Below are 23863 nucleotides of genomic sequence, written 5' to 3'. Positions count from 1 at the left end.
GGCTTTTGCATTTCCAGTATACCACACCGGGCGGCACCTGAAAAGAGAAAATGCACCTCCCGATAGCAAACAAAAACGCGAGTGACCGTTTCAGCCACTCGCGTTTTTGATGTGCTGTATTATCCGTCCAATTTTTCCTGCGCCCGGTACTGCAGCGCTTCCAGCAGGGAGTCCTCGTCCAGCAGGGTCTTACCGGCAAGGTCGGCCACGGTGCGGGCTACCCGCAAAATGCGGTCGTGCGCCCGGGCAGAAAGCCCCAGTGCATCGTAGGAGCTGCGCAGCAGCTGCTCGGCACCGGGGGTCATGCGGCAGATGCGCCGCACCTGCCCGGCGTTCAGCTGGGCGTTGCAGTGCACCCCCTTAAAGCCCGGCGCTGCGTAGCGCTTGGCCTGAATGGCGCGGGCAGCAAGCACCTGTTTGCGCAGCTCCGCGCTGCTCTCGGAGGGTGCGGCGGCGTGCAGCTCGTCAAAGGCGATGGGGTCCATCTCCACGCACAGGTCGATGCGGTCCAAAAGCGGGCCGGACACCCGGCTGCGGTACTGCCGCACCGCGCTGGGCGAGCAGGTGCAGGCGCGGGTGGGGTGGCCGTAATAGCCGCATTTGCAGGGGTTCATGGCGGCTACCAGCTGGAAGCGGCTGGGGTAGGTGGCGCTTCCGGCGGCGCGGCTCACGGTGATCTGCCCATCCTCCAGCGGCTGGCGCAGCACCTCCAAGCTCTCGCGGGAAAACTCCGGCAGTTCGTCCAAAAACAGCACCCCGCAGTTGGCAAGACTGCACTCGCCCGGGCGGAACTGCGCCCCGCCGCCGGCAAGGGCGGCAGCGCTTGCCGAGTGGTGCGGGCTGCGGAAGGGACGGGCAGAGATCAGTCCGCGCCCCTGCGGCAGCTGCCCGGCGATGGAGTAGATCTTGGTCGTCTCCACTGCTTCCTCCCGGGTCAGGGGCGGCAGGATGCCCGGCAGGCGCTTTGCCAGCATGGATTTGCCGGTGCCGGGTGCGCCCGTCAAAAGCACGTTGTGCCCGCCTGCGGCTGCAATGACCATGGCGCGCCGCGCCAGCGACTGTCCCATCACGTCCGCAAAATCCGGCACCTGCTGCCATGCGTCCTCCGGGTCAAAGGGGATGGCGGCGGCAGGGGAGAGGGGACGGGTGCCCTTCAGCGCTTCCACCACCTCCCGGGCGGTGTGGGCAGGGTAGACGGTCATGGTGTCGGCGCAGGCTTCGGCTGCTTCGGCGGCGTTCTCTGCCGGGACGTACAGCGCCCGGATGCCGTACTCGGCAGCGGCAAGCGCCATGGGCAGCACGCCGGACACCGGACGCAGACTGCCGTCCAGCGCAAGCTCGCCCAGAAAGGCGGCGTCGGCAGGCACTTCTTCCAGCTGTCCGCTGGCGGTCAGCAGCGCCAAAAGCAGCGGCAGATCGTACACCGGGCCGGTCTTGCGCACATCGGCAGGAGCAAGGTTGATGGTGATGCGCCGGTCGGGGAAGCGGAAGCCAAGGTTTTTGATGGCAGCGCGCACCCGGTCGGCGCTTTCCCGCACGGCAGAGTCCGGCAGACCGACGATGGAAAACGCGGGCAGCCCGCCGGAAACATCGGCTTCCACCGCAACGGCAAAGCCGCGCAGTCCGTTCAGGCCAAAGCTGTTGGTCACAGAATACATGGTGTCCCTCCCTGCATGGCGCATGGTTTGTCAAAAATGCCAAAAGTGGAAAATAATGGATATATCTACTATGCTTCGACAGTTTTTTCTGTTTGAAATCATTATAGTAAAGCACAGGAAAGTTGTCAATGCAGCAGAAAGGAGAACGAGAGATCATGACAAATGGGGAATGCTGCCGTTATATCCGTACCTATTCAGAGCTGGAGGGGCTGCAGCACGCCTGCACGCTGGTATACTGTGCCGCTTCCACCCCACAGGGGGTGCTGGCACAGCTGCGCCGGGAGCAGGGCGGCAGGGTGCGCAGCAGCACGGTACTTGCTCCGGCAGACAGCTTTGGCCGGATAATGCGGCTGCTGCGCTACCTGTGCGAAAACGGCGTGGGGCCGGAGCAGTGGCTGGAGGTGCTGGAGGATGTGCACCAGCCCTACCAGCTGCTGGATACATCAAAAAACGCAATGAACATAGCGGAAGAACCGGTTTTTTGTGGTATTTGTCGGTTTTAAGGGCACAAACTTCGGCCATTTTACGCAATTGACATAAGCGGAGCAAGAGTTTATAGTATAAGTAGGTTTATACAAACCATTTCGATCCGGGGAAAAAGATTTTAAACAAAGGTAAGGTGTACAAGATGTATCTGGATGAATATAAGCGCTGGCTGGCAGCGGATCTGGAGGATGCAGACCTGAAGCCGGAACTGGCAAAGGTCGAAGGCAATGACGATGAGATCAAGGATCGCTTTGCTGTGGCGCTGAAGTTTGGCACCGCAGGTCTGCGCGGCGTGCTGGGTGCCGGCACCAACCGCATGAACATCTACGTTGTCCGTCAGGCAACGCAGGGTCTGGCAAACTGGGTGCTGACCCAGGGCGGTACCCAGACCGTGGCCATCAGCTACGACAGCCGCCTGAAGAGCGATGTCTTTGCCAAGACCGCCGCTGGCGTTCTGGCAGCCAACGGCATCAAGGTGCGCATCTATGATGCCCTGATGCCCGTGCCTGCCCTGAGCTTTGCTACCCGTTACTATAACTGCAACGCCGGTATCATGGTCACCGCTTCCCACAACCCTGCCAAGTACAACGGCTACAAGGCCTACGGTCCGGACGGCTGCCAGATGACCGATGACGCCGCCGCCATCGTCTATGACGAGATCCAGAAGACCGATGTGCTCACCGGTGCAAAGTACATCTCCTTTGCCGAGGGCGTGGAGAACGGCATGATCCGCTTTGTGGGCGACGACTGCAAAAAGGCGCTGTATGATGCCATCGAAGCACGTCAGGTGCGCCCGGGTCTGTGCAAGACTGCCGGCCTGAAGCTGGTGTACAGCCCGCTGAACGGCTCCGGCCTTGTGCCCGTGACCCATGTGCTCAACGATATGGGCATCACCGATATCACCATCGTGCCCGAGCAGGAGTACCCCAACGGCTACTTTACCACCTGCTCCTACCCCAACCCCGAGATCTTCGAGGCGCTGAAGCTGGGTCTGGAGCTGGCCACCAAGACTGGTGCCGACCTGATGCTGGCTACCGACCCCGACGCCGACCGCGTGGGCATTGCCATGAAGTGCCCGGACGGCAGCTATGAGCTGGTTTCCGGCAACGAGATGGGCGTTCTGCTGCTGGACTACATCTGCGCTGGCCGCATCGAGAAGGGCACCATGCCCAAGGACCCCGTGGCAGTCAAGTCCATCGTGTCCACCCCGCTGGCAGACGCTGTGGCAAAGCACTACGGCGTGGAGATGCGCAATGTGCTGACCGGCTTTAAGTGGATCGGCGACCAGATCGCAAACCTCGAAGCTGCCGGTGAGGTCGATCGCTTCATCTTCGGCTTTGAGGAGAGCTACGGCTATCTGGCTGGCCCCTACGTCCGCGATAAGGACGCCGTCATCGGCTCCATGCTCATCTGCGAGATGGCCGCTTACTACCGCAGCATCGGTTCCTCCATCAAGCAGCGTCTGGAAGAGATCTACGCTCAGTACGGCCGCTACCTGAACAAGGTGGACAGCTTCGAGTTCCCCGGCCTGACCGGCATGGAGAAGATGGCTTCCATCATGCAGAAGCTGCGTGACCAGCCCCCTGTGGAGCTGGCCGGCCATAAGGTGGTCAAGGTGACCGATTACAAGAAGCCGGAAGAGACCGGCCTGCCCGCTGCCAACGTGCTGATCTACACGCTGGAAAACGGCGCTACCGTGGTGGTGCGTCCCTCCGGCACCGAGCCGAAGATCAAGACCTACTTCACCACGCTGGGCAAGGATCTGGCGGAAGCACAGGCACAGAAGGACGCTCTGGCTGCTGCCATCGAGCCCATCCTGAAGTAAAACTATCCCAAAGCATCCGCGGGGCTGCTGCACGTTTTTGTGCAGCAGCCCTTTTTTGTGCTCCGCAGAGCGTTGAGCATGGTAAAAGCCTTATGGAGATGCTGCAAAGTTTACCGCCACCGCGAAAAGCCGTCCCCTTGGGGAAGGTGGCTGCGAACGCAGTGAGCAGACGGAAGGGGTTAGCCTGCTACCCCTAATACCACCTCAGGCGCTGACGCGCCAGATTCCCCCTTTTGTCACCTGCGGTGACATCTTCCCACGGAGCGGGGGTAGTCTTACTACAGCACAGATGCACTTTTGCTGTGTAAAATCGGTTGAAGTTTGCGCTGTGATACGCTATAATAAAACATGGTTTATTATAAGCAGCTGTGGGCGCGCAGCGCGGCACAGCAGCAGGGTAGGTGGAAGAGATGGAAAAAACTGTATCGGCAGTATTGGTGGCGGCGGGCTCCTCGACCCGCATGGGCTTTGATAAGCTCAGTTTTGATCTGGGGGGCGAAACGGTGCTGCACCGCAGCATCCGCGCCTTTGCCCAGTGCCCGCAGGTCACCGAGCTTGTGCTGGTGGCGGGCAAAAACCGGGATTTTGTGGCGCAGCAGGCGGCGGACTGCCCAAAGCCTGTGCAGATCGTAGCGGGCGGGGCTACCCGCGCCGAGAGCGCAAAAAACGGTGTGCTGGCAGCGCACGGAGAACTGGTGGCGGTGCACGATGCCGCCCGCCCCTTTGTGAGCGCGGCGGTCATTACGGCGGCGCTGGAAGCCGCTGCCCGGTGCGGCGCAGCAGCCCCGGCGGTGCCGGTGAAGGATACCATCAAGGCCGCTGCCCGGGGCGATGGCAAGACTGTGCCCCCGGACTGCGCGGTGCAGACGACCCCGGACCGCAGCACCTTGTATGCGGTGCAGACCCCCCAGTGCTTTGACCGTGCAGCGTATCTTGCGGCACTGGCGGAGCTGGACGAGACCCGCGCCCGCCTTGTTACCGATGATTGCAGCCTGTTTGAGCTGACCGGACGCCCGGTGCAGCTGACGCAGGGCGACTATGCAAACCTGAAGATCACCACCCGGGAGGATCTGCCCCGCCCGGCACAAAGAAAGGAAACGGAAATGCGTATTGGACACGGCTATGATGTACATCGTTTGGTAGAGCAGCGCAAGCTGATCCTTGGCGGGGTGGAGATCCCCTTTGAAAAGGGTCTGCTGGGCCATTCGGACGCAGACGTGCTGACCCATGCGGTGATGGATGCCGTGCTGGGCGCAGCGGCGCTGGGGGATATCGGCCAGCATTTCCCGGACAATGACCCGGAGTACGCCGGTGCCGACAGCCTGAAGCTGGCCTGCCGCGTGGCACAGATCCTCAAGGAGCACGGCTGGCGCATTGAGAACATCGACGCCACCCTGCTGTGCCAGCGCCCCAAGCTTGCACCCCATATCCCGGCCATGCGCGCCAATCTGGCGGCGGCTTTCGGCCTGCCGGTGGAAGCGGTAAGCGTAAAGGCCACCACGGAGGAGCATCTGGGCTTTACCGGCGAGGGACTGGGCATTGCCGCCCACGCTGTTGCCCTGATCGAAGCAGTGTAAGGGGGCACACACTCTCATGACACTGAATGCGATCATCGCCAATTTTCAGACCTTTAAAATTGTCGATCTGCTGGATATCATCATCATCGCGTTTCTGATCTACCAGCTGCTGGGCATTATCAACCGCACCCGCGCCGGGCAGCTGGCCAAGGGTGCGCTGCTGGTCATGGTCGTATATCTGGTGGCAAATACCCTGAATATGCGTACCGTTACATGGCTGCTCAACTCGCTGCTGCAGGTCGGTCTGCTCACCCTTGTGGTGCTGTTCCAGCCGGAGATCCGCCGCGCGCTGGAGCGCATGGGTCAGACCGATCAGTGGGCGTCCAAGCTGTTCAACGTAAAAGGGCGCTACAACGACCCCAGCCTGAAGGGCGCGTGGCGCAGCGCCATCATTGCCATCTGCGATGCCGCCGAGCGCTTTTCCGAGACCAAGACCGGTGCACTTATCGTGCTGGAACGCCATACCAACCTTTCCGAGATCGTGCGCACCGGCACCCCGGTGAACAGCGCGGTCAATCTGGAGGTGCTGGGCACCATCTTCTACGAGGGCACCCCGCTGCATGACGGCGCTGCCATCATCGAAAACGGCCGCATCAAGGCGGCGGGCTGTGTGCTGCCCCTTTCCAACAATCTGGATCTGGGCAAGGATATGGGCACCCGCCACCGCGCCTGCCTTGGCATTGCGGAAAACTCCGACGCCATTGCCATCGTGGTCAGCGAGGAGACCGGCATCATCTCTATGGCAAAAAATGGTGTGCTGATCCGTCATTTTGACCGCCAGAGCCTATATACCCGCCTGATCGACGAGATGATCCCCAAGGAGTCCACGGTGGAAAAGAACACCGCCGACAGCTGGGCAGAGCAGGCGAAGAAGCTGTGGACCTGGATCAGCCAGAAAGGGGAGGACGAGCAGCAATGAGCAACCAGCCGAACAAGACGAACGGCGCAAAGCCTGCCGTCCGCAAAAAGAAGAATCTTCTGGATGACCGCCGCATCCGGCTGGCGCTGTCCGTGCTGGGCGCCATCGTTGCATGGATGGTGGTCACTATCATCGTCCAGCCCGGCACCACCAACACCATTTACAATGTGCCGGTGGATTACACCTACGATTCCGCTGCCTATACTTCCCGGGGCCTGAGCATCGTCAGCGCCGAGGATAAGACAGTGAACCTGAAGCTCTCCGGCGATGGCTACACCATCGGCGGGCTCAGCGCCTCGGATTTTGTGGTCTACCCGGATTGGTCCAGCGTGCGCGACAGCGGCGAAAAGACCCTGCGGCTGCTGGTGCGCGGTGCAAACGGTCTGCTCAACGGCGTGACCGTGACCATGGAGGGCAGCGACAACACGGTGGACGTGGTGTTTGACGTGGTGGAGGAAAAGACCCTGCCCGTTACCGTTACCACCAACTATCTGCGCATTGCGGATGGCTATATCCTTTACAGCACCGAGGTCTCCAAGGAGACTGTTACCCTGTCCGGCCCCAGCAGCGAGCTGAGCAAGGTGGCTACCTGCACCGCCGAAGCGTCTTACAGCAGCGAGCTGACCGAGTCGGTCACGCTGGACACCCCCCTGCGCTTCTACACCAGCGGCGGCAAGGAGATCAAGTTCCAGTACACCACGCTGGAAGAAAGCAGCGTGGACGTGACGCTGCAGGTGTACAAGATGGCGACCCTGCCGGTGAAGGTGAACTTTATCAACGCGCCGCGCGGGTTCGATAACTCGGTGCTGAGCTACGCCCTCAGCTGCAAGCAGCTCAAGGTGGCAGGCCCGGCAGAAAAGATCGATGCGCTGTCCACCTTGTCCATCGGCACCATCGACCTTTCCACCTTCAGCCTGAACAAGGTGTACGAGATGCCCATTGAGCTGCCGACAGATATCTATCTGCTGGACAATATCTCCACCATCACGATCAGCTTTGACTGCTCCGGGCTGGAGACCAAGACCATGAACCTGCCCGCCAGCTGTGTGCAGGTGATCAACCTGCCCGCTACCTATCAGCTGACGGTGGAGACCGAGCGGCTGATGAACGTGATCCTCTGCGGCCCCAAGGGCGCTATGGAGACCTTGACCCCCGAGCAGGTGGTCATTGAGATCGATGCCGAGGACTTTGCCGTGGCTACCGGCCAGCAGAACATTGCCTGCCGGCTGTATGTGCCCTCCAACGGCAAGATCTTTGCACTGGGCAGCTATGTGCTGCAGTGCCGCATTGAAAGCAACTAAAGTAAAAGGATAACACAACAAATGATTCTGGTTCGCAACATCCGTCTGCCCCTCTCTGCAGGAGAGCCGCAGGCATTTGAAAAGGCGCTGCACACCCTGCGGGTGCCCCGCAGCAAGGTAGAGCACATCGGCGTGGCAAAGCTTTCGGTGGATGCCCGCCACGGCCAGCCCAAGCTGGTGTATACCGTGGCGGTCACCCTCAGGCAGCCCGGGGAGGAAGCCGCCCTTGCGGCGCGCTGCCCGGACGCCGCCCTGCACCGCCGGGCAGACTTTACCCTGCACGCGGGCACCCAGCCGCTTGCGCACCGCCCTGTGGTGTGCGGACTGGGCCCGGCGGGGCTGTTTGCCGCTCTGCTGCTGGCACGGCAGGGCTACCGCCCCATCGTGCTGGAACGCGGCCCCGCGCTGGATGCCCGTGTGCAGGCGGTGGAGCACTTTTCCGCCACCGGTCAGCTGGACCCCAACGCCAACATCCAGTTCGGCGAGGGCGGCGCGGGCACTTTCTCGGATGGCAAGCTGACCACCCGCATCGGGGATGAACTGTGTGATTTTGTCACCGAGGTGTTTTTGCAGCACGGTGCCCCGGCAGAGATCGCGTGGAAGCAAAAGCCCCATATGGGCACCGACCTGCTGCGCGGCGTCATCACCTCCATCCGCAAGGAGATCGAGTCTCTGGGCGGCGAGGTGCACTTCAACACCGCCCTTACCGGGCTGGAGCGCAAAAACGGCCGGCTTGTGGGCATCACTACTACAAATGGCAGCTTTGCCTGTGAGACGCTGGTGTTTGCAGTGGGACACTCGGCACGGGATACCTTCAGTATGCTGATGGACAGCGGCCTTGTGCTGGAGTGCAAGCCTTTCAGCGTGGGTTTCCGCGCCGAGCACCTGCAAACCGAGATCGAAAAAAGCCTGTACCACGAAGCCGCCGGGCATCCGGCGCTGCCCCGGGGCGAGTACCAGCTCTCCCAGCACGTTGGCGACCGGTGCGTGTACACCTTCTGTATGTGCCCCGGCGGTCAGGTGGTGGCTTCCGCCAGTGAGGAAGAGCGTGTTGTGACCAACGGCATGAGCTACCATGCCCGCAGCGGCAAAAACGCCAACGCGGCGGTGGTGGTCAGCGTAGGCGGGGCAGATTTTGCCAATGACCCCCGCCGCGCCATCGCTTTTCAGCGGGAGCTGGAAGCAAAAGCCTACGCCGCCGGCCGTGCCGCCGGGGCTTACGCCGCCCCGGCAGAGAACGTGCAAAGCTTTCTGGAAGGGCGCGGGCAGCTGCGCATCGGCAGCGTGCAGCCCACCTACGACCGCGGCGTGACTGCCGCAGACCTGGGCGCACTGCTGCCCGGGGAATTGGCGGACACCCTGCGGGCGGGTCTGCGCGCCTACGAGCGCAAGATCGCGGGCTACACCGCGCCGGACGCCATCCTCACCGGCCTTGAGACCCGCACCAGCAGCCCGGTGCGGCTCAAGCGGGAAGAGGATCTTGTGTGCACCCAGCTGGCAGGGCTTTACCCCTGCGGCGAGGGTGCGGGATATGCGGGCGGCATTATGAGCGCTGCCGTAGATGGCCTGCGGGTAGCACGTGCCATCATCAGCCGGTATGCACCGGCAGAAGGGTGAGAAAATTTTGATGTACGATCGTGAAAACGATAACCGAAATAACGAAGGCCGGCAGGTGCAGCAGGAGCTGGAAGATCAGCTGCGCGCCTTTGGCGATACCATGACCGATGCCTTTGCCCACGGCTTTGAGGGCAGGGGCATGGACATCGGTGACCGGGCGTGGGATGTGGGCAAGGCAGCTGTTCATGCAGCCAACTACGGCATCGGGGAGGCCGCAAAAGCTTTCCGGCAGGGGCGCAGAGGTTATCCCTATGGGGACGCAAAGCAGCCCTCTGACGAAGGTGCTGCGGATGCCGACCCCGCCGGGATGCCCGGCTGGTTCCGGCAGATCTTTGCAAAGCCGGAGCCGACCCCGGTGGAAAGTATCCGTATCAGCGCAAAAAAACGCCATAGCGCAGGCTGCACCCTGCTGGCTGTGGGCATCACCTTTGCGGTGATCTTCGGGCTGGGGACGCTGGGCTGTCTCATCGGGCTGGGCACTATTTCGCCGGCTGCTTTGGGTGACGTTGTGGTGTCGGCTACTGAGGGCGGCGGCATCCTGATGACGGGCACGGACTACGTTATGAACACCGCCTACAACGTGCTGGGCATCGTCAGCAGCGTGCTGGGCCTTGCCACGGCGGGCTTTGGCTGGATGACGGCCTGTGGTGCAGCCCGGATGAAGGCGGGCAGACAGATGGGCCAGTTTGCCGACTACGCCGACAGCGTGGACTACCATAAGGGCCTGCCTGTTTCGATGCTGGCAGACCAGACCCACCAGACCAAGAAAAAAGCGCTGAAAAAGCTGCGCAGCTACATCCATAAGGGCTGGCTGAACGCATGGCTGGACGATGAGACCGAGACGCTCTACCTGACGGCAGAGGACTACCGCGCCGCCAAGGAGAAAGCTGCCGCTGCCGCCGTGCCGCCGCAGCCGCAGCCGGAAAAGGCAGAAACCGGCGATGCTCCGCTCAATCTCGACACCGCCCGCCGCTTTGCTGCCGTGCTGGAAAAAGAGCAGCAGCTCATGCAGGACGCACAGGCACGGGAAGAGCTGGTGGCGATGCACAAGACCACTACCGCCATCTGCGACTGGCTGGAAGCACACCCGGAAAGCCAGCCCAAGACCCGCCGCTTTGCGGAATATTATATCCCCACTACCCTCAAGCTGCTGCACACCTATAACGATGTGCAGGGGCAGCAGGGCGAAAACGCCGAGACCATCCGCCGGGATATCGCAGGCATCCTGCATACCTTGAATCAGGCGTATGAGAACCTGTATAACAATCTGCTTTCGGACGTAGCCATGGATATTTCTTCCGAGATCGCCGCTTTGCAGGGAATGCTGGCCAACGACGGCCTGACCGGGAGGGAATTTGAATGACCTACCGCGCTTGGGAACAAAAACCGCTGGACCGCACCGCTGTGCGGGAACTGACCGCCGCCATTGCCGAGCAGGCAGCGGCACAGCTGGAAGAGCAGGCCATGGACGAAGCGCCGTGGTCAGACGAAAAATATAAGGCCGTGCTGGCTGCGCAGCAAAAGGAAAACGCCCTGCTGGCGGGCATCCTTGCCGCCCGGGGCATCACCGACCCCGCCGAAGCGCTGACCTTGCTGGCAGGGGAGGAGGAGCTTTCCGACCCCGCCCTGCTGACCGATATGGACGCCGCCTGTCAGCGCATCTGGCAGGCCATCGACAACGGCGAGACCATCGCGGTTTTTGGCGATTACGATGTGGACGGCGTGACCGCCACCGCCCTGCTGTACCAGCACCTCAAGGGCATGGGCGCAACTGTCAAGTGTATGCTGCCCAGCCGCGAGGGGGACGGCTACGGCCTTTCTAAAAACGCCATCCAGTCCATGCACAACAAGGGCTGCACCCTCATCGTGACGGTGGATAACGGCATCTCTGCCGTGGAGGAAGCCGAGTTTGCCGCCTCGCTGGGCATGGATCTGATCATTACCGACCACCATCTGCCGCCGGAGACTCTGCCCAAGGCGGTGGCCGTGGTGGACCCCCGCCGGGAGGACGACCACAGCCCCTTCAAGGGTCTGTGCGGCGCGGGCGTGGCCTTCAAGCTTTGCGCCGCGTTGGACGGCTGCCCGCCGGAGGAAATGCTGGATTACTGCGGCGACCTTGCCGCTGTGGGCACGGTGGCGGACGTGATGCCGCTGGTAGGGGAGAACCGCACTCTAGTCAAAGCCGGGCTGCGGCAGCTGCAGCAGACCGACCGCCCCGGCTTTGGGGCACTTTTAGAGGAAGTCGGCCTTGCGGGCAAGCCCATCACCGCCGAGAACATCAGCTACGCCATCGCGCCCCGCATCAACGCGGCAGGCCGCATGGATAACGCCGTTACCGCTTTGCAGCTGGTGCTCTGTGAGGACCCGGACAGAGCCGAGGAACTGGCGCACAAACTGAACGAGATCAATGCCCACCGGCAGGAGACCGAGCAGCAGATCTTCAAAGCTGCCGAAGAGCTGCTGGAACAGCAGCCCGAGCGGCTGGACGACCGCATCATGCTGCTGTGGGGACGGGACTGGCATCCCGGCGTCATCGGCATCGTGGCGTCCCGGCTGGTGGAACGCACCGGACGCCCGGTCATCGTGGTCACCATCGACGAGCACGGCGAGGGCAAGGGCAGCGGGCGCAGTGTGCAGGGCTTCAACCTGCACGCCTGCATCGGCTCCTGTGCCGACCTTCTGGTGCGCTACGGCGGTCACGCCATGGCGGCGGGACTTTCCGTCCGGGAAGAAAATTTGCCCCAGCTGCGCCGCCGCCTGAACGAGTGGGCTGCCCGGGAGTGCCCGGTGCTGCACACCCCGCCGCTTACCTGTGATGTAGCCATCCATCTGGATCGTATCACGGTGGAATGCGTGCGGCATCTGGACCAGCTGGCACCCTACGGGGCGGAGAACCCCACCCCGGTGTTCCTGCTGCAAAGCGCCGTGGTGGACGGCGTATACCCGGTATCGGAGGGGCGGCACAGCCGTCTGCGGCTGCGGCAGGGCAATAGCTGCCTGTACGCCGTCTGGTTCGGGATGCCCGCCGAGCAGCTGCCCTATGCGCTGGGCGATGTGGTGGACGCAGCGCTGAACCTTTCGGTCTACGAGTCCGCCCGGGGCGCGCAGCTTTCCGGCCGCATCATCGACCTGCACCCGGCAGGGCTGGGCGCAGAGCTGGCGCGGCAGGCTGCACTGGTGCAGGCACTGCGCCGGGGCACCCCCCTGACCGATGAACAAAAGAAACAGATCGCCCCCGCACGCACGGATATCATTGCCGTGTACCGGGAATTGCAGTCCCGCCGCTGGCACGCCGAGGATCTGCAGCCCCTGTGCGCAAAGCTGGGCGAGGAGCAGACCGGCAAAACGCTGGTGGCAGTTGCCGCTTTGGAGCAGGTGGGGCTGATCACCGCAGCGGAAAAAGGCGGGGCAAAGTTCTGGGAGCTGGTGCCGACAGCAGGCAAAAAGAACCTTGGCGATGCCCCCATCCTGAAATGTCTGGAGGAACTATAAATGCCTGAGGGAAAGAAAAATACTGCCCCGGTCCCGGCTCCGGTACGGGACGAGGACGGCTACTCTGCCAAGACCCATCTGCACCAGCCGGTGCAGGAGACCGCCACCGTAGCTGCTACGGCGCTGCTGGCAGACGCACCGGAGGGGGCGCTGCCCTCTGAGGTGCGCCCGGAGATCGTAACATGGGAAAAGCTGTGCGAGGCCATTCAGGCCAGCGGCAAGGCTTACAATATGGAGATGATCCAAAAGGCCTACGAGCTGGCCAATAACGCCCATAACGGCGTGTGCCGCCGCAGCGGCGAGCCCTATATCTGCCACCCGCTGGCAGTCGCCCGGCTGGTGCTGGATCTGGGCATGGACTCCGAGAGCATTGCCGCCGCCCTGCTGCATGACGTAGTGGAAGATACCCACACCACGCTGGACGACCTGAAAGCCGCCTTTGGCGAGGAAGTGGCGCTGCTGGTGGACGGTGTGACCAAGCTGACCAAGATCCAGTTCTCCAATATTGAAGAATTGCAGGCCGAGAACCTGCGCAAGATGCTGCTGGCTATGAGCCGGGACGTGCGTGTGATGATCATCAAGCTGTGCGACCGGCTGCACAATATGCGCACCGGCGATGCATGGCCGGAGCAGAAGCGCCGCGATAAGGCTCGCGAAACCATGGAGGTGTACGCCCCCATCGCCAACCGCCTTGGCATTTTGAACGTCAAGGAAGAGCTGGAGGACCGCAGCCTGCATTATCTGGACCCTGTGGGCTATTCCGAGATCAGCCGAATGCTCAGCGAGCGCTCCGGTGAGGAGTTTTTGATCAAGGTGTCCGGCGTCATCGAGCGCCGTCTGGTGGAAAGCGGCATCGAGGGTGCCACCATCAAGCGCCGGGTCAAGAGCATCTACGGCATCTACCGCAAGACCATCATGCAGAACAAGTCCTTTGACGAGATCTACGATATCTACGCGGTACGAGTCATTCTGGATTCTCTGGCCGAGTGCTACAGCACCCTTGGCCTCATCCACGATATGTACCATCCGCTGCCCAACCGCTTTAAGGATTATATCTCCACCCCCAAGCCCAACGGCTACCAGAGCCTGCACACTACCGTCATCGGGCACGAGGGCATCCCCTTTGAGGTGCAGATCCGCACCCGCAAAATGGACGAGCAGGCCGAGTACGGCGTTGCCGCCCACTGGAAGTACAAGGAAGGCCGCGAAGGCCACGATAAGCTGGACGACCGTCTGGCATGGGTCAGCCAGCTGCTGGAGAACCAGCGCCTGAGCGAGGATTCCGGCAATCTGCTCCATGACCTGAAGAGCGACCTTCTGCCGGAGGAGGTGTTCGCCTTTACCCCCAAGGGCGATGTCATCAACCTGCCCACCGGCGCTACCTGCATCGACTTTGCCTACGCCATCCATTCGGCGGTGGGCAACCGCATGGTGGGCTGCAAGGTGAACAACCGCATGGTGCCCATCGACCATGTGGTGGCTACCGGCGAGATCATTGAGGTGCTGCTGGGCCCGGCAGATAAAGGCCCCAGCCGCGACTGGCTCAAGATCGTGCGCACCAGCGAAGCCAAGAGCAAGATCCGCAACTGGTTCAAGAAGATGCGCCGGGAAGAGAATATCCAGCAGGGACGGGACGCCTTGTCCAAGGAACTGCGCCGGGAGATGATCCTCATCCCGGACGACCAGCTGGATGCCTTTATCGACGGCTGCTCCCGCCGGATGCGCCAGAACAACGCCGAGGAGCTGTACGCCGCCATCGGCTACGGCGGCATGACCATTGCCAACTGCCTGCCCAAGCTCAAGGAAGAGTGGCAGAAGCTCAAGGCAGCCGAAGCCGAGGAGAATAAGTCGGTGGAGGATCTGCCCAAGGTAGACCTGAGCCGCGTGCACGCCACCGACGGCGTGGTGGTGGAGGGCTTTGATAACACCCCCATCAAGTTTGCCAAGTGCTGCAGCCCGCTGCCCGGCGACCCCATCGTGGGCTTTATCACCCGTGGCTTTGGTGTTTCCATCCACAAGCAGACCTGTGCCAACGCCGTTGCCAGCATGAAGGATCCATCCAACGCCCCCCGCTGGGTCAAGGCCTACTGGGCAGACAGCGTCAAGGACAGCTACAAGGCCGGGCTGGAGATCATTGCCCTGAACCGCAACGAACTGCTGCAGGACGTGCTCAGCGCACTGGCGGATATCCGGGTGCCCATCTATGCCATGAACGCCCGTCAGGTAGAAAACAACTGCGCCGTGGTCAGCCTGACCATCGGCATCAACAATACCGAGCACCTCAACCGTGTGGTGGCGCGCCTTTCCAAGGTGCGGGACGTGCTCAAGGTGACAAGGAGTTAACGCAATGCGAGCAGTCATTCAGGCCGTATCCTCCGCCAGTGTGCGGGTGGAAGGCGGCGAGCCCCGCGCCATCGGGCCGGGCATCATGATCCTGCTGGGGGTCAGGGACACCGACACGCTGGACATCGTGCCCAAACTTGCCGATAAATGCGCGGGTCTGCGCATTTTCCCGGATGCCGAGGGCAAGCTGAACCTGAGCGCCCGGGATCTGGGCTATTCCGCGCTGGTGGTCAGCCAGTTCACCCTTTACGGCGATACCAGAAAGGGCTACCGTCCCAGCTTTATCAAGGCTGCAAAGCCGCCGCTCTCGGTGGATGCCTACGAGCTGTTCCTTGCCGAGATGGCGAAGCACGGCCTGAAGGACGTGCAGCACGGCGAGTTCGGTGCCCATATGCAGGTGTCGCTGGTGAACGAAGGCCCCTGCACCATCATCATTGATACCGACGAGTGGAAAAAGAAGGAGTAACCATGCAAGGTTTTCACATTCCTGCGGCACCGCCGCTGTATACCAACACCTTTCTGCTCATCTCCGATGCAGGCCATGCCGTGGTCATCGACCCGGCGGCAGAGGTGCACAGCTACGACGAAATTTTAAAGCAGCACAACGCCACCCTTACCACCATCCTGTGCACCCACGGCCACTACGACCATGTGGGCAGCGCCGCCGCCCTGAAAGCAGAGTGGAACGCCGCCCTCTACTGTGAAAAAGCAGACCTTGCCGGAGACAGGATGTACCCGCTTTCCGCTGCGGACTGCGGCTACACGGAAGGGGAGCAGATCGCGGTGGACGAGCTGCGCTTTACCGCGTGGCACACCCCCGGCCACACCCCCGGCAGCGTGGTGCTGCTGTGCGGCGAGCATCTGTTCTGCGGTGATACGCTGTTTGCGGGCAGCATCGGCCGCACCGACCTTGAGGGCGGCAGCAGCGCACAGATGGCAGACAGCCTGCGCAAGCTGGCACAGCTGCCCATCCCCCGCGAAACACAGGTGCTGCCCGGCCACGGCGAGTTTTCCACCTTTGGCGCGGAGCTGGACGACAACTACTATATCCGCAGCGCCCTGCGCGGCGGCAACGACATTTTTTAAAGAGAGAACGACATGAAGATCTATATCACTGGGCTGCCCTCCGGGTACGAGGTGGAACACCTTGCCCGCCTGTTTTACCCCATGGCACCCCTGACCCTGACCCCGCCGGAGCCTGCCGAGGACTGTCTGTGGGCTGAAAAGACCGATACCGGTCTGCGGGTGCTGGTGCGGCAGGGAGAAAAGAGCAAAACGCTGGAAGCCCCGCTGCCGCTGCCGGTGGAGCAGGGCGGCGAAACGCCGGAGTTTGCCCTTGCCAGCCTGACCTATGACCTGCTGCGCCAGTGGACGGGCATCCGCCCGCCTTGGGGCAAGATGACCGGTGTGCGCCCGGTGCGGCTTATCCACGACAAGCGCGCCGCCGGGTGGAGCGCAGAACAGATCGACCGCTTCTTTTTGCAGCGGTTCGATTGCTCGGAGCAAAAATACGAAATGGCGAAGGAAATTGCCGACCTGCAGGAGCCGATCCTGCGGCTGGGCAACGCCCCCAAGACCTACAGCCTGTATATCGGCATCCCGTTCTGCCCCTCCCGGTGCAGCTATTGCAGCTTTGTCAGCTGCAATCTGGACCGCGACCGCAAGCTGGTGCAGCCCTATGTGGACTGCCTGTGCAAAGAGGTTGCAGAGATCCGGGTGCAGGCCGAGCGTGCCGGGCTGACCTTGTGCAGCATCTACATCGGCGGCGGCACGCCCACCAGCCTTTCTGCCGCCCAGCTGCGGCAGCTCATGGGCACCGTGCGGGAGAATTTTGACCTGACCAAGGTCGTAGAATATACTGTGGAAGCCGGCCGCCCGGACTGCACCGACGCTGAAAAGCTGGCGGTCATCAAGGAATACGGCGCTACCCGCATCTCCATCAACCCCCAGACCTTCTCGGACGCGGTGCTGGCGAACATTGGCCGTAAGCACTCGGCACAGGATATTCTGGATTGCTATGCCGATGCCCGCCGCGCCGGGCACGAGGATATCAACATGGACCTCATCGCCGGTCTGCCCGGGGATACGGTGGAGGGCTTTGAGCACAGCCTGCGGCAGGCCATTGCCTTGCAGCCGGAGAATATCACCGTCCACACCCTTACCCTCAAGCGGGCGTCCCGCATCGTCATTGAGGACCAGAAGGAGAACGACTACGCAGACGTAGCCGCTATGCTGGAAAAATGCCATTTGCTGGCCGAAGCGGGCTACCGCCCCTATTACCTCTACCGGCAGAAGAATACGCTGCAGAATCTGGAAAACGTGGGCTGGTGCAAGCCGGGTCACGAAGGTTACTATAATATCTATATCATGGAGGAAGTCCAGACCATCCTCTCGGCGGGTGCAGGCGGCAGCACCAAACTGGTGGCCGATGGGGGCAAACGGATGCAGCGCATCTTCAATTTTAAGTATCCGAACGAGTATATCCAGCGCTTTGCGGAGGTACTGGAACGGAAAAAAGGAGTGGCTGAGTTTTATGATCACGATCTGGGTACCGAAACGACTGGTTGAAATAGATCTTTATAACGTAGCAGCCCGCAGCCCGCAGGCGCTGGCACAGCTGAGCGAGAACAGCTACGCCCGGCGGGTGCAGTATGCCGCCCAGAAGGTGCGCGGCTCCGGGGCAAAGATCGTTATGCTGACCGGCCCTTCGGCCAGCGGCAAGACCACCAGCGCCCACTGTCTGGCAAAGGCGCTGGTGCAGCAGGGCACCCCGGCACAGGTGGTCAGTCTGGACAACTTTTTTAAAGGCGCTGCCTACTACCCCAAAATGCCGGACGGCACGCTGGACTACGAAAACCTTGAAACGCTGGATCTGCCCCTTATCAAGCAGTGCCTGCGCCAGCTCAGCGAGACCGGCAAGACCGAGCTGCCCATTTACGATTTTGCCACCGAGCAGCGCTCTGCCGAGGTGGAGCCCATCGATCTGCAGGGCGGTGTGTGCATCGTTGAGGGCATCCATGCTCTGAACCCGGAGCTGACCGGCCTTGTGCCGGACGACCAGATCTACCGCATCTACGCCGGTCTGCGGGAGGAATACTGCATCGACGGGCGCCGGGTCATCAATACGCAGGATATCCGCCTGTGCCGCCGCACCCTGCGGGACGCCGCAGCCCGCGGCCGCAGCCCCGCCAAGACCCTTTCCATGTGGGACAGGGTGCTGGACGGCGAAACGCGGTATATCAAGGGCTTCAAGACCACCGCAGACTTTTTGCTGGACACTTCCTTTACCTACGAGCTGGGACTGATCTCCCGGCTGCTGGGCGAGGTGCGCCGTCAGTTCACGCTGGAAGGCCACAACGCCGAGCTATGGGACGAGACCGCCCGCCGCTTTGAGCAGGTGGACCCGCTGCCGCTGGAGCTGCTGCCCGCCGACAGTATGCTGTGCGAGTTCTACGGCAGCCGCACCTAACCGGTGAAAAATGCGTAAAATTTGTTTCCAAACCAGCACCAAACTGTAAAAATTGCGGTGCATTCGTTGCAATTGCCATAACGCTGCGCTATAATGAGGATACGACTCCGGTATGGCGCAGGATGCGCCGCCATCTGCAGAGAATATACTGCCAGAATAAGAGAGGTGTCTTTTATGGATTTTAACAAGATCAAAGCAATGGGTTTGGAATATGCCGAAAAGGGCAAGAACGCTGCCATGGATCTGGCTGAAAAGGGCAAGACGCAGGCGCTGCTGGTCAACGAACAGGGCAAGCTGCTCAAGGCACAGCGTCAGCTGGGTGCACTGGTGTACAGCCTTGCCAAGGGCAAGGAGGAGAACCAGCCGCTGGTGGATAAATACATCGAGATGATCGATACCATCGAGCAGGAGATCACCCGCCTGAAGGCTACCCTGACCCCGGCAGAAGCCGCCGAGGTGGACTACGAAGCTCCCGTGGAGGAGGAAGAAGCTGCCCCGGAACAGCCCGCCCAGCCTGCCCGCAAGACCTGCCCGCAGTGCGGCGCGCCCGTCTCGGACGATGCGCTGTTCTGCAATAAGTGCGGCGCACAGCTGTAAGCTGAAAACAGGAAAAAACTGCAACAGGGCGGTATCCCCCGCAGGATGCCGTCCTGTTTTTGTGAAAAGCGCAGAAAACCATGAAAAATGCTGGAAAATTGCGGTTTTTTGCTTGAAAAACCGCAGCAGCTGCGGTACAATTTACAGTATCTTTTCAAAAGGAGATGGAACGTGTGCTGGACTGGACCCCACAGCCGCCCTATACAGCGGAGCAGCTGCTGCAGGTGATCCGCATCCTGCGGGACCCGGAAAACGGCTGTCCGTGGGATAAGGTGCAGACCCATGCTTCCATCCGCAAAAATTTTCTGGAAGAGACCTGCGAAGCGCTGGAAGCCATTGATGCAGACGACGCCGTGCTGCTCCGGGAGGAGCTGGGAGACGTGCTGATGCAGGTGGTGTTCCACGCCGCCATAGAGGAAGAGCGGGGACGCTTTACCTTTGAGGATGTGTGCCGCAATGTCTGCGAAAAGCTGGTGTTCCGGCACCCCAACATCTTTGCATCCTCCGCAGCGGAAAACGCCGGTATAAATGGCTGGGATGCGCTCAAAAATAAGGAAAAGGGGCGCACCACCCTTGCTGACGAGCTGGCCACCGTGCCCGCTACGCTGCCCGCGCTCATGCGGGCGCAAAAGCTGCAAAAGCGTGCCGCCGGGCATGGCCTTGGGCAGCAGGATGCAGCCGCAGCACAGCACCGGCTGGAAGCCGCCGTGCAGGACTTTGCCACGGCAGACGCCGCCGCAAAGCAGGAAGCCGCAGGCCAGCTGCTGTTTGCAGCGGTAAACGCCGCCCGGCTTGCGGGGGTGGATGCAGAGGAAGCACTGACCTTTGCATCCAAGCGCTTTGCACAGCAGTGTCTGGAACAGGAACAACGCGGTACTCAGGTCGAATGACCTGCTCCGATAGAACGAGAGAATTCAAGACAAAATCAGATGGAGGCAAATAATATGACCAAGACCGACTTGATCGCACAGGTTGCGGCAAACACCGAAATGAGCAAGAAGAGCGCCGAGCAGGCTGTCAACGCCGTTTTTGAGGCACTGGGCAAGGCCATGACCGAGGGCGAAAAGATCAGCATCTCCGGCTTTGGCACCTTTGAGGTGCGCGAGCGCGCCGAGCGTCAGGGCATCAACCCCCGCACCCGCGAGCCCATCACCATCGCTGCTTCCCGCAGCATCGTGTTCAAGCCCGGCAAGTCCCTGAAGGACACCCTGTAATCGGTTCTGTCACGCCGCCGCTGCCTGCACAAGGTGCGGCGGCTTTTTTGCTGAAAGGAAAGGAATAACGCCAATGCGTCTGGATAAATATCTCAAGGTCTCCCGTCTCATCAAGCGCCGCACCGTGGCAAACGAGGTGGCGGATGCAGGCCGCATCCTCATCAACGGCAAGGTGGCCAAGGCCAGTCAGGCCGTCAACGCCGGGGACATCATCGAGGTCACCTTCGGCAACCGTCCCATCAAGGTGCGGGTGCTCTCGGATGAAGAGCCCCGCACCAAGGACGTTGCCCGCGAGATGTACGAGGTGATCGCGGAATAACCGCCCGCCCTGCCCGCATACAATGCTGGCAGAGGGGGACTGCCTATGGAAAAAGCTGCCGCAAGGCCGCCGCTGCCCCATGACCTGATCCTGGAGAGCCGCAGCAGGCTGACCGTCACCGGGGTGCAGCGGGTGCTGCATTGCAGCGCCGAAAGCGCCGCGCTGGAGACCGGCAAGGGCATTTTGCACCTGTCCGGTGCGCAGATCAGTATGCAGACACTGGATCTGGAAGCCGGGGAAGCAAAGCTGACCGGGCGGTTCGATGGGCTGGAGTACACCGCCGCCCGCGCAGCCGGGGGCTTCTGGCACCGGCTGCTGCGCTGATGGTGCAGGTGCTGCTGCCCGCCCGGCTTTTGCAGGAAGCTGCCGCCTGTGCCGTGCTGGGCGCTGCCCTTGGCGCGGCGCGGGCGTTTTTGCCGGTGCGGGGCAGGGCGGCTTTTGCGCCGGACGTGCTGCTTTCCGGTGCGGTGCTGCTGGCGTGCCAGAGCTACGCCGCCGGGTACAGCGCCGCCGGGGTGCTACGGTGGTACATGGCGGCGGCAGCCTTTGCCGCTGCCCTTTGCGCTGCCGGGGTGCTGGGCGTCCCGCTGCGGGCGCTGGGGCGGGGGATCGGGGCTGTTTTGCGCCGTTTTGCGGTGCAGCCTGTGCGCCGCCGCCGCGCTGCGGCGAAAACTGCCCGCAAATTACGCCGGAACGCGGAAAGAACCGCAAAAAAATCCAAAAAGAACTTGCCAAACCAGCGGGCATTGTTGTATAATTCAAACGTATCAAAGTAAGAGAACAGACGCAGAAGGTCTGCTGTTCAGACAGGAGCGTAAGGCAATGACGAATACGGGACGCAAAAAGCGCAGAAAGAATGCAGTGGTCACCATGGCGTTCCGCCTGTTTTTCGTGCTGCTTTTGCTGAGTATGCTGGCGGCTTATATCTCCAATCAGGTCACCATCAGCTCCAAGCGGGCAGAACTGGAAACACTGAACGAACAGGTGGCGCAGCAACAGACGGAAAATCAGGAACTGCAGCGCGTACTGAGCGGCGATGCCGACCAGATCACCGAATGGGTCGCACGCGACTCTTACAACTACGCCGCACCCAACGAGCGCATCTTTGTGGATGTGACCGGTAACTGACCACGCGGCAGGTCAAGAGTTTTGGAAAACAAGGAGTATTGAGTTTTGGCAATTGAGGTAGGGAACGTATTCGAAGGCCGCGTGACCGGTGTAAAGCCCTTTGGCGCATTTGTAGCGCTGCCGGAGGGGCGTGTCGGCATGGTCCACATTTCCGAGGTATCCAACGAGTTCGTGCAGGATATCAACACTGTGCTGCACGATGGCGATGAAGTTAAGGTGCAGGTCATCAACATTGCACCGGACGGCAAGATCGCACTGTCCATCAAGCGGCTGCTGCCCCCGGCGCCGCGTCAGCCCCGGGAAGGCCGCCCCGCAGGCTCCCGTCCGGGCGGCTTCCGCAATGGGCAGGAGGGCGGACGCTCCGGCGGTCGTGGCGCAGGCCGTGCCCCCCGTGAAGGCGGCCGTGGCCCTGCCCGGGAGGCGGCTCCCCGCGTGTGGCAGCCCAAGACACCCGTCCGCTCCGACAACCTGAGCTTTGAGGACATGATGAGCCGCTTCAAGAGCCAGAGCGAGGAAAAGATGGCGGATCTCGACCACGAGACCAACAACCGCCGGGGCGGCGGTTATGCCCCCCGCAGCCGCCGCGGCCGCTGAGCCACCGCATCAGCTGGGATCACAAGGAACACAGGCAGGCCTGTCCCCGGTCGGACAGGTCTGTTTTTTCGGTACAGAACAGAAAGGAACTACCATGCCCGCAAAATTTGAACTGATCGCGCCCTGCTTTTTCGGGTGCGAATCCACCGCTAAATTTGAGCTGACCCGCATCGGCGCAGAGAACATCCGGGTGGAGGATGGCCGTCTGAGCTTCTGCGGCGGGGCAGAGATGATCGCCGCAGCAAACCTCAACCTGCGCACCGTGGAGCGTGTGATGCTGCTGCTGGCACGCTACAAGGCCACCACCTTCGACGAGCTGTTCGACGGCGTGTATTCCATCCCGTGGGAGGAGTTTCTGCCTGCGGATGCCGCCTTCCCGGTCACCGGCTCTTCCCTGAATAGCCAGCTGACCAGCATCCCCGCCTGCCAGAGCGTCATCAAAAAGGCGGTGGTCAAGCGCCTGATGAAGGGTCACCGCACCACCGTGCTGCCCGAGAGCGGCGTGGAGTACAAGGTGCGCTTTATGCTGCGCAAAAATATGTGCGAGATCATGCTGGACACCACCGGCGAGGGCTTGCACAAGCGCGGCTACCGCCGCAACGCCATGGAAGCCCCTCTGCGCGAGACGCTGGCGGCGACCATCGCCGACCTTGGCCGTGTGCGCCGCGACAGCCTGGTGGAGGATCCCTTCTGCGGCAGCGGCACCCTGCTGATCGAAGCCGCGCAGAAGGCCATGAACATTGCCCCGGGTCTGAAACGCCGCTTTGCCGCCGAGCGTTACAGCTTTGTGCCCGCTGCCCTGTGGGCAGAGCAGCGCCAGAAGGCACTGGCAGAGTCCAAGCTGGACGTGGGCTTTGAAGCTTACGGCTACGATATCGACCCCGCAGCCGTGGCACAGGCCAACGTCAACGCCAAGCTGGCGGGTGTGGAAAACCGCTGCCACTTTGAGGTGGCCGATGTTTCCACCTTTGCCGCAAAGCCGGAGGCCATCGTGCTGACGAACCCTCCCTACGGCGAACGTCTGGGCACCATTGAGGGCGCTGCCAAGCTGGCACGCACGCTGGGACAGCAGATGGAAGCCAGCCCCTGCGCCGGGCTGTACGCCATTACCGCCGATATGGATTTTGAGCTGCACTACGGCAAGCGCGCCAACAAGCGCCGCAAGATGTACAACGGCATGATCCCCTGCCAGCTGTATATGTACTATAACGCCCCCAAGACCGAAAAGATGGCAAAGCCCATGCCCAAATCCGGCTTTGACGGCAAGCGCACCCATTTTGAAAAGAAGTAAGGGCATTTAAGCCCTGCCCCGGCAAACGTTACA

The 23863-nt window shown here is 61.6% G+C and carries 23 protein-coding genes; 22 read left to right on the top strand and 1 reads right to left on the bottom strand.

The window, feature by feature from the left end; all coding sequences use genetic code 11:
* Window positions 1–119: 119 nt before the first annotated feature.
* Window positions 120–1658 carry a YifB family Mg chelatase-like AAA ATPase gene (locus tag C4N24_RS12790; RefSeq protein WP_112091728.1) on the bottom strand — a complete coding sequence of 513 codons (1539 nt, stop codon included), beginning with the start codon at window positions 1656–1658 and terminating at the stop codon, window positions 120–122.
* Between the two features lie 128 nt (window positions 1659–1786).
* Here C4N24_RS12790 and C4N24_RS12785 point away from each other — a divergent pair, with 128 nt between their 5' ends.
* From C4N24_RS12785 to C4N24_RS12680, 22 genes are all read left to right on the top strand, one after another.
* Complete coding sequence (locus tag C4N24_RS12785; protein ID WP_112091727.1) at window positions 1787–2161, top strand: hypothetical protein; 375 nt, start codon at window positions 1787–1789, stop codon at window positions 2159–2161.
* Window positions 2162–2286: 125 nt separating this feature from the next.
* Window positions 2287–3969: a phospho-sugar mutase gene (locus C4N24_RS12780; protein ID WP_112091726.1), complete on the top strand. Its 1683-nt coding sequence runs from the start codon at window positions 2287–2289 to the stop codon at window positions 3967–3969.
* 410 nt (window positions 3970–4379) lie between these two features.
* A complete protein-coding gene (gene ispF / locus C4N24_RS12775; RefSeq protein WP_112091725.1) occupies window positions 4380–5546 on the top strand; it encodes a 2-C-methyl-D-erythritol 2,4-cyclodiphosphate synthase in 1167 nt (388 codons plus the stop codon).
* 16 nt (window positions 5547–5562) lie between these two features.
* Window positions 5563–6465: a diadenylate cyclase CdaA gene (cdaA, locus tag C4N24_RS12770; protein ID WP_112091724.1), complete on the top strand. Its 903-nt coding sequence runs from the start codon at window positions 5563–5565 to the stop codon at window positions 6463–6465.
* The gene (locus tag C4N24_RS12765; RefSeq protein WP_112091723.1) at window positions 6462–7766 is read left to right on the top strand and encodes a CdaR family protein; all 1305 of its coding nucleotides are present in this window, start codon (window positions 6462–6464) and stop codon (window positions 7764–7766) included. Before cdaA ends, C4N24_RS12765 begins: the two co-directional genes overlap by 4 nt.
* A gap of 21 nt (window positions 7767–7787) precedes the next feature.
* The gene (locus C4N24_RS12760) at window positions 7788–9383 is read left to right on the top strand and encodes an NAD(P)/FAD-dependent oxidoreductase (RefSeq protein WP_112091722.1); all 1596 of its coding nucleotides are present in this window, start codon (window positions 7788–7790) and stop codon (window positions 9381–9383) included.
* The gene (locus C4N24_RS12755) at window positions 9364–10746 is read left to right on the top strand and encodes a 5-bromo-4-chloroindolyl phosphate hydrolysis family protein (RefSeq protein ID WP_112091721.1); all 1383 of its coding nucleotides are present in this window, start codon (window positions 9364–9366) and stop codon (window positions 10744–10746) included. Before C4N24_RS12760 ends, C4N24_RS12755 begins: the two co-directional genes overlap by 20 nt.
* Window positions 10743–12875 carry a single-stranded-DNA-specific exonuclease RecJ gene (gene recJ / locus C4N24_RS12750; protein ID WP_112091720.1) on the top strand — a complete coding sequence of 711 codons (2133 nt, stop codon included), beginning with the start codon at window positions 10743–10745 and terminating at the stop codon, window positions 12873–12875. The genes C4N24_RS12755 and recJ overlap by 4 nt, the downstream gene beginning before the upstream one ends.
* Window positions 12876–15218, top strand: a complete 2343-nt coding sequence (locus C4N24_RS12745) for a RelA/SpoT family protein (protein ID WP_112091719.1) — start codon at window positions 12876–12878, stop codon at window positions 15216–15218.
* Window positions 15219–15222: 4 nt separating this feature from the next.
* Window positions 15223–15684 carry a D-aminoacyl-tRNA deacylase gene (dtd, locus tag C4N24_RS12740; protein WP_097783793.1) on the top strand — a complete coding sequence of 154 codons (462 nt, stop codon included), beginning with the start codon at window positions 15223–15225 and terminating at the stop codon, window positions 15682–15684.
* A 2-nt stretch (window positions 15685–15686) separates the two neighbouring features.
* Window positions 15687–16304: an MBL fold metallo-hydrolase gene (locus tag C4N24_RS12735; RefSeq protein ID WP_112091718.1), complete on the top strand. Its 618-nt coding sequence runs from the start codon at window positions 15687–15689 to the stop codon at window positions 16302–16304.
* A gap of 12 nt (window positions 16305–16316) precedes the next feature.
* Entirely contained in the window at window positions 16317–17786 is a 1470-nt protein-coding gene (gene hemZ, locus C4N24_RS12730; RefSeq protein WP_112091717.1) for a coproporphyrinogen dehydrogenase HemZ, read from the top strand.
* Entirely contained in the window at window positions 17752–18687 is a 936-nt protein-coding gene (locus C4N24_RS12725) for a uridine kinase family protein (protein WP_097780022.1), read from the top strand. Before hemZ ends, C4N24_RS12725 begins: the two co-directional genes overlap by 35 nt.
* A 174-nt stretch (window positions 18688–18861) precedes the next feature.
* Window positions 18862–19284, top strand: coding sequence for a zinc ribbon domain-containing protein (locus C4N24_RS12720; protein WP_112091716.1), 423 nt, complete (start codon window positions 18862–18864; stop codon window positions 19282–19284).
* Window positions 19285–19448: 164 nt separating this feature from the next.
* Complete coding sequence (gene mazG, locus C4N24_RS12715; RefSeq protein WP_112091715.1) at window positions 19449–20174, top strand: nucleoside triphosphate pyrophosphohydrolase; 726 nt, start codon at window positions 19449–19451, stop codon at window positions 20172–20174.
* Between the two features lie 54 nt (window positions 20175–20228).
* On the top strand, window positions 20229–20498 hold the full coding sequence (locus C4N24_RS12710; RefSeq protein ID WP_055184818.1) for an HU family DNA-binding protein: 270 nt from the start codon (window positions 20229–20231) through the stop codon (window positions 20496–20498).
* A 73-nt stretch (window positions 20499–20571) separates the two neighbouring features.
* The gene (locus C4N24_RS12705) at window positions 20572–20817 is read left to right on the top strand and encodes an RNA-binding S4 domain-containing protein (RefSeq protein WP_112091714.1); all 246 of its coding nucleotides are present in this window, start codon (window positions 20572–20574) and stop codon (window positions 20815–20817) included.
* Between the two features lie 45 nt (window positions 20818–20862).
* Complete coding sequence (locus C4N24_RS12700) at window positions 20863–21141, top strand: YabP/YqfC family sporulation protein (protein ID WP_112091713.1); 279 nt, start codon at window positions 20863–20865, stop codon at window positions 21139–21141.
* Window positions 21141–21593, top strand: a complete 453-nt coding sequence (locus C4N24_RS12695) for a hypothetical protein (protein ID WP_112091712.1) — start codon at window positions 21141–21143, stop codon at window positions 21591–21593. Before C4N24_RS12700 ends, C4N24_RS12695 begins: the two co-directional genes overlap by 1 nt.
* A 46-nt stretch (window positions 21594–21639) precedes the next feature.
* Complete coding sequence (locus C4N24_RS12690) at window positions 21640–21945, top strand: septum formation initiator family protein (protein ID WP_005926847.1); 306 nt, start codon at window positions 21640–21642, stop codon at window positions 21943–21945.
* A 45-nt stretch (window positions 21946–21990) separates the two neighbouring features.
* A complete protein-coding gene (locus C4N24_RS12685; protein WP_112091711.1) occupies window positions 21991–22539 on the top strand; it encodes a S1 RNA-binding domain-containing protein in 549 nt (182 codons plus the stop codon).
* A 94-nt stretch (window positions 22540–22633) separates the two neighbouring features.
* Window positions 22634–23830 (top strand): THUMP domain-containing class I SAM-dependent RNA methyltransferase, encoded by a 1197-nt coding sequence (locus C4N24_RS12680; protein ID WP_112091710.1) that lies wholly within the window; start codon window positions 22634–22636, stop codon window positions 23828–23830.
* Window positions 23831–23863 lie beyond the last annotated feature (33 nt).

Source organism: Faecalibacterium prausnitzii (genome assembly GCF_003287405.1).
GTDB classification, from domain to species: Bacteria; Bacillota; Clostridia; order Oscillospirales; family Ruminococcaceae; genus Faecalibacterium; species Faecalibacterium intestinale.
This window is presented reverse-complemented; position numbering and strand designations above follow the sequence as displayed.

Bases quoted from the DNA above. Each gene is read 5' to 3' on its own strand.
- C4N24_RS12745 (WP_112091719.1), top strand. From the start codon at position 12,876: ATGCCTGAGGGAAAGAAAAATACTGCCCCGGTCCCGGCTCCGGTACGG.
- C4N24_RS12725 (WP_097780022.1), top strand. From the start codon at position 17,752: ATGATCACGATCTGGGTACCGAAACGACTGGTTGAAATAGATCTTTAT.
- dtd (WP_097783793.1), top strand. From the start codon at position 15,223: ATGCGAGCAGTCATTCAGGCCGTATCCTCCGCCAGTGTGCGGGTGGAA.
- C4N24_RS12690 (WP_005926847.1), top strand. From the start codon at position 21,640: ATGACGAATACGGGACGCAAAAAGCGCAGAAAGAATGCAGTGGTCACC.
- recJ (WP_112091720.1), top strand. From the start codon at position 10,743: ATGACCTACCGCGCTTGGGAACAAAAACCGCTGGACCGCACCGCTGTG.
- C4N24_RS12755 (WP_112091721.1), top strand. From the start codon at position 9,364: ATGCACCGGCAGAAGGGTGAGAAAATTTTGATGTACGATCGTGAAAAC.
- ispF (WP_112091725.1), top strand. From the start codon at position 4,380: ATGGAAAAAACTGTATCGGCAGTATTGGTGGCGGCGGGCTCCTCGACC.
- C4N24_RS12790 (WP_112091728.1), bottom strand. From the start codon at position 1,658: ATGTATTCTGTGACCAACAGCTTTGGCCTGAACGGACTGCGCGGCTTT.
- C4N24_RS12705 (WP_112091714.1), top strand. From the start codon at position 20,572: ATGCGTCTGGATAAATATCTCAAGGTCTCCCGTCTCATCAAGCGCCGC.
- C4N24_RS12710 (WP_055184818.1), top strand. From the start codon at position 20,229: ATGACCAAGACCGACTTGATCGCACAGGTTGCGGCAAACACCGAAATG.
- C4N24_RS12765 (WP_112091723.1), top strand. From the start codon at position 6,462: ATGAGCAACCAGCCGAACAAGACGAACGGCGCAAAGCCTGCCGTCCGC.
- C4N24_RS12700 (WP_112091713.1), top strand. From the start codon at position 20,863: ATGGAAAAAGCTGCCGCAAGGCCGCCGCTGCCCCATGACCTGATCCTG.
- C4N24_RS12720 (WP_112091716.1), top strand. From the start codon at position 18,862: ATGGATTTTAACAAGATCAAAGCAATGGGTTTGGAATATGCCGAAAAG.
- C4N24_RS12695 (WP_112091712.1), top strand. From the start codon at position 21,141: ATGGTGCAGGTGCTGCTGCCCGCCCGGCTTTTGCAGGAAGCTGCCGCC.
- C4N24_RS12780 (WP_112091726.1), top strand. From the start codon at position 2,287: ATGTATCTGGATGAATATAAGCGCTGGCTGGCAGCGGATCTGGAGGAT.
- C4N24_RS12680 (WP_112091710.1), top strand. From the start codon at position 22,634: ATGCCCGCAAAATTTGAACTGATCGCGCCCTGCTTTTTCGGGTGCGAA.
- C4N24_RS12735 (WP_112091718.1), top strand. From the start codon at position 15,687: ATGCAAGGTTTTCACATTCCTGCGGCACCGCCGCTGTATACCAACACC.
- mazG (WP_112091715.1), top strand. From the start codon at position 19,449: ATGGAACGTGTGCTGGACTGGACCCCACAGCCGCCCTATACAGCGGAG.
- C4N24_RS12785 (WP_112091727.1), top strand. From the start codon at position 1,787: ATGCAGCAGAAAGGAGAACGAGAGATCATGACAAATGGGGAATGCTGC.
- hemZ (WP_112091717.1), top strand. From the start codon at position 16,317: ATGAAGATCTATATCACTGGGCTGCCCTCCGGGTACGAGGTGGAACAC.
- cdaA (WP_112091724.1), top strand. From the start codon at position 5,563: ATGACACTGAATGCGATCATCGCCAATTTTCAGACCTTTAAAATTGTC.
- C4N24_RS12760 (WP_112091722.1), top strand. From the start codon at position 7,788: ATGATTCTGGTTCGCAACATCCGTCTGCCCCTCTCTGCAGGAGAGCCG.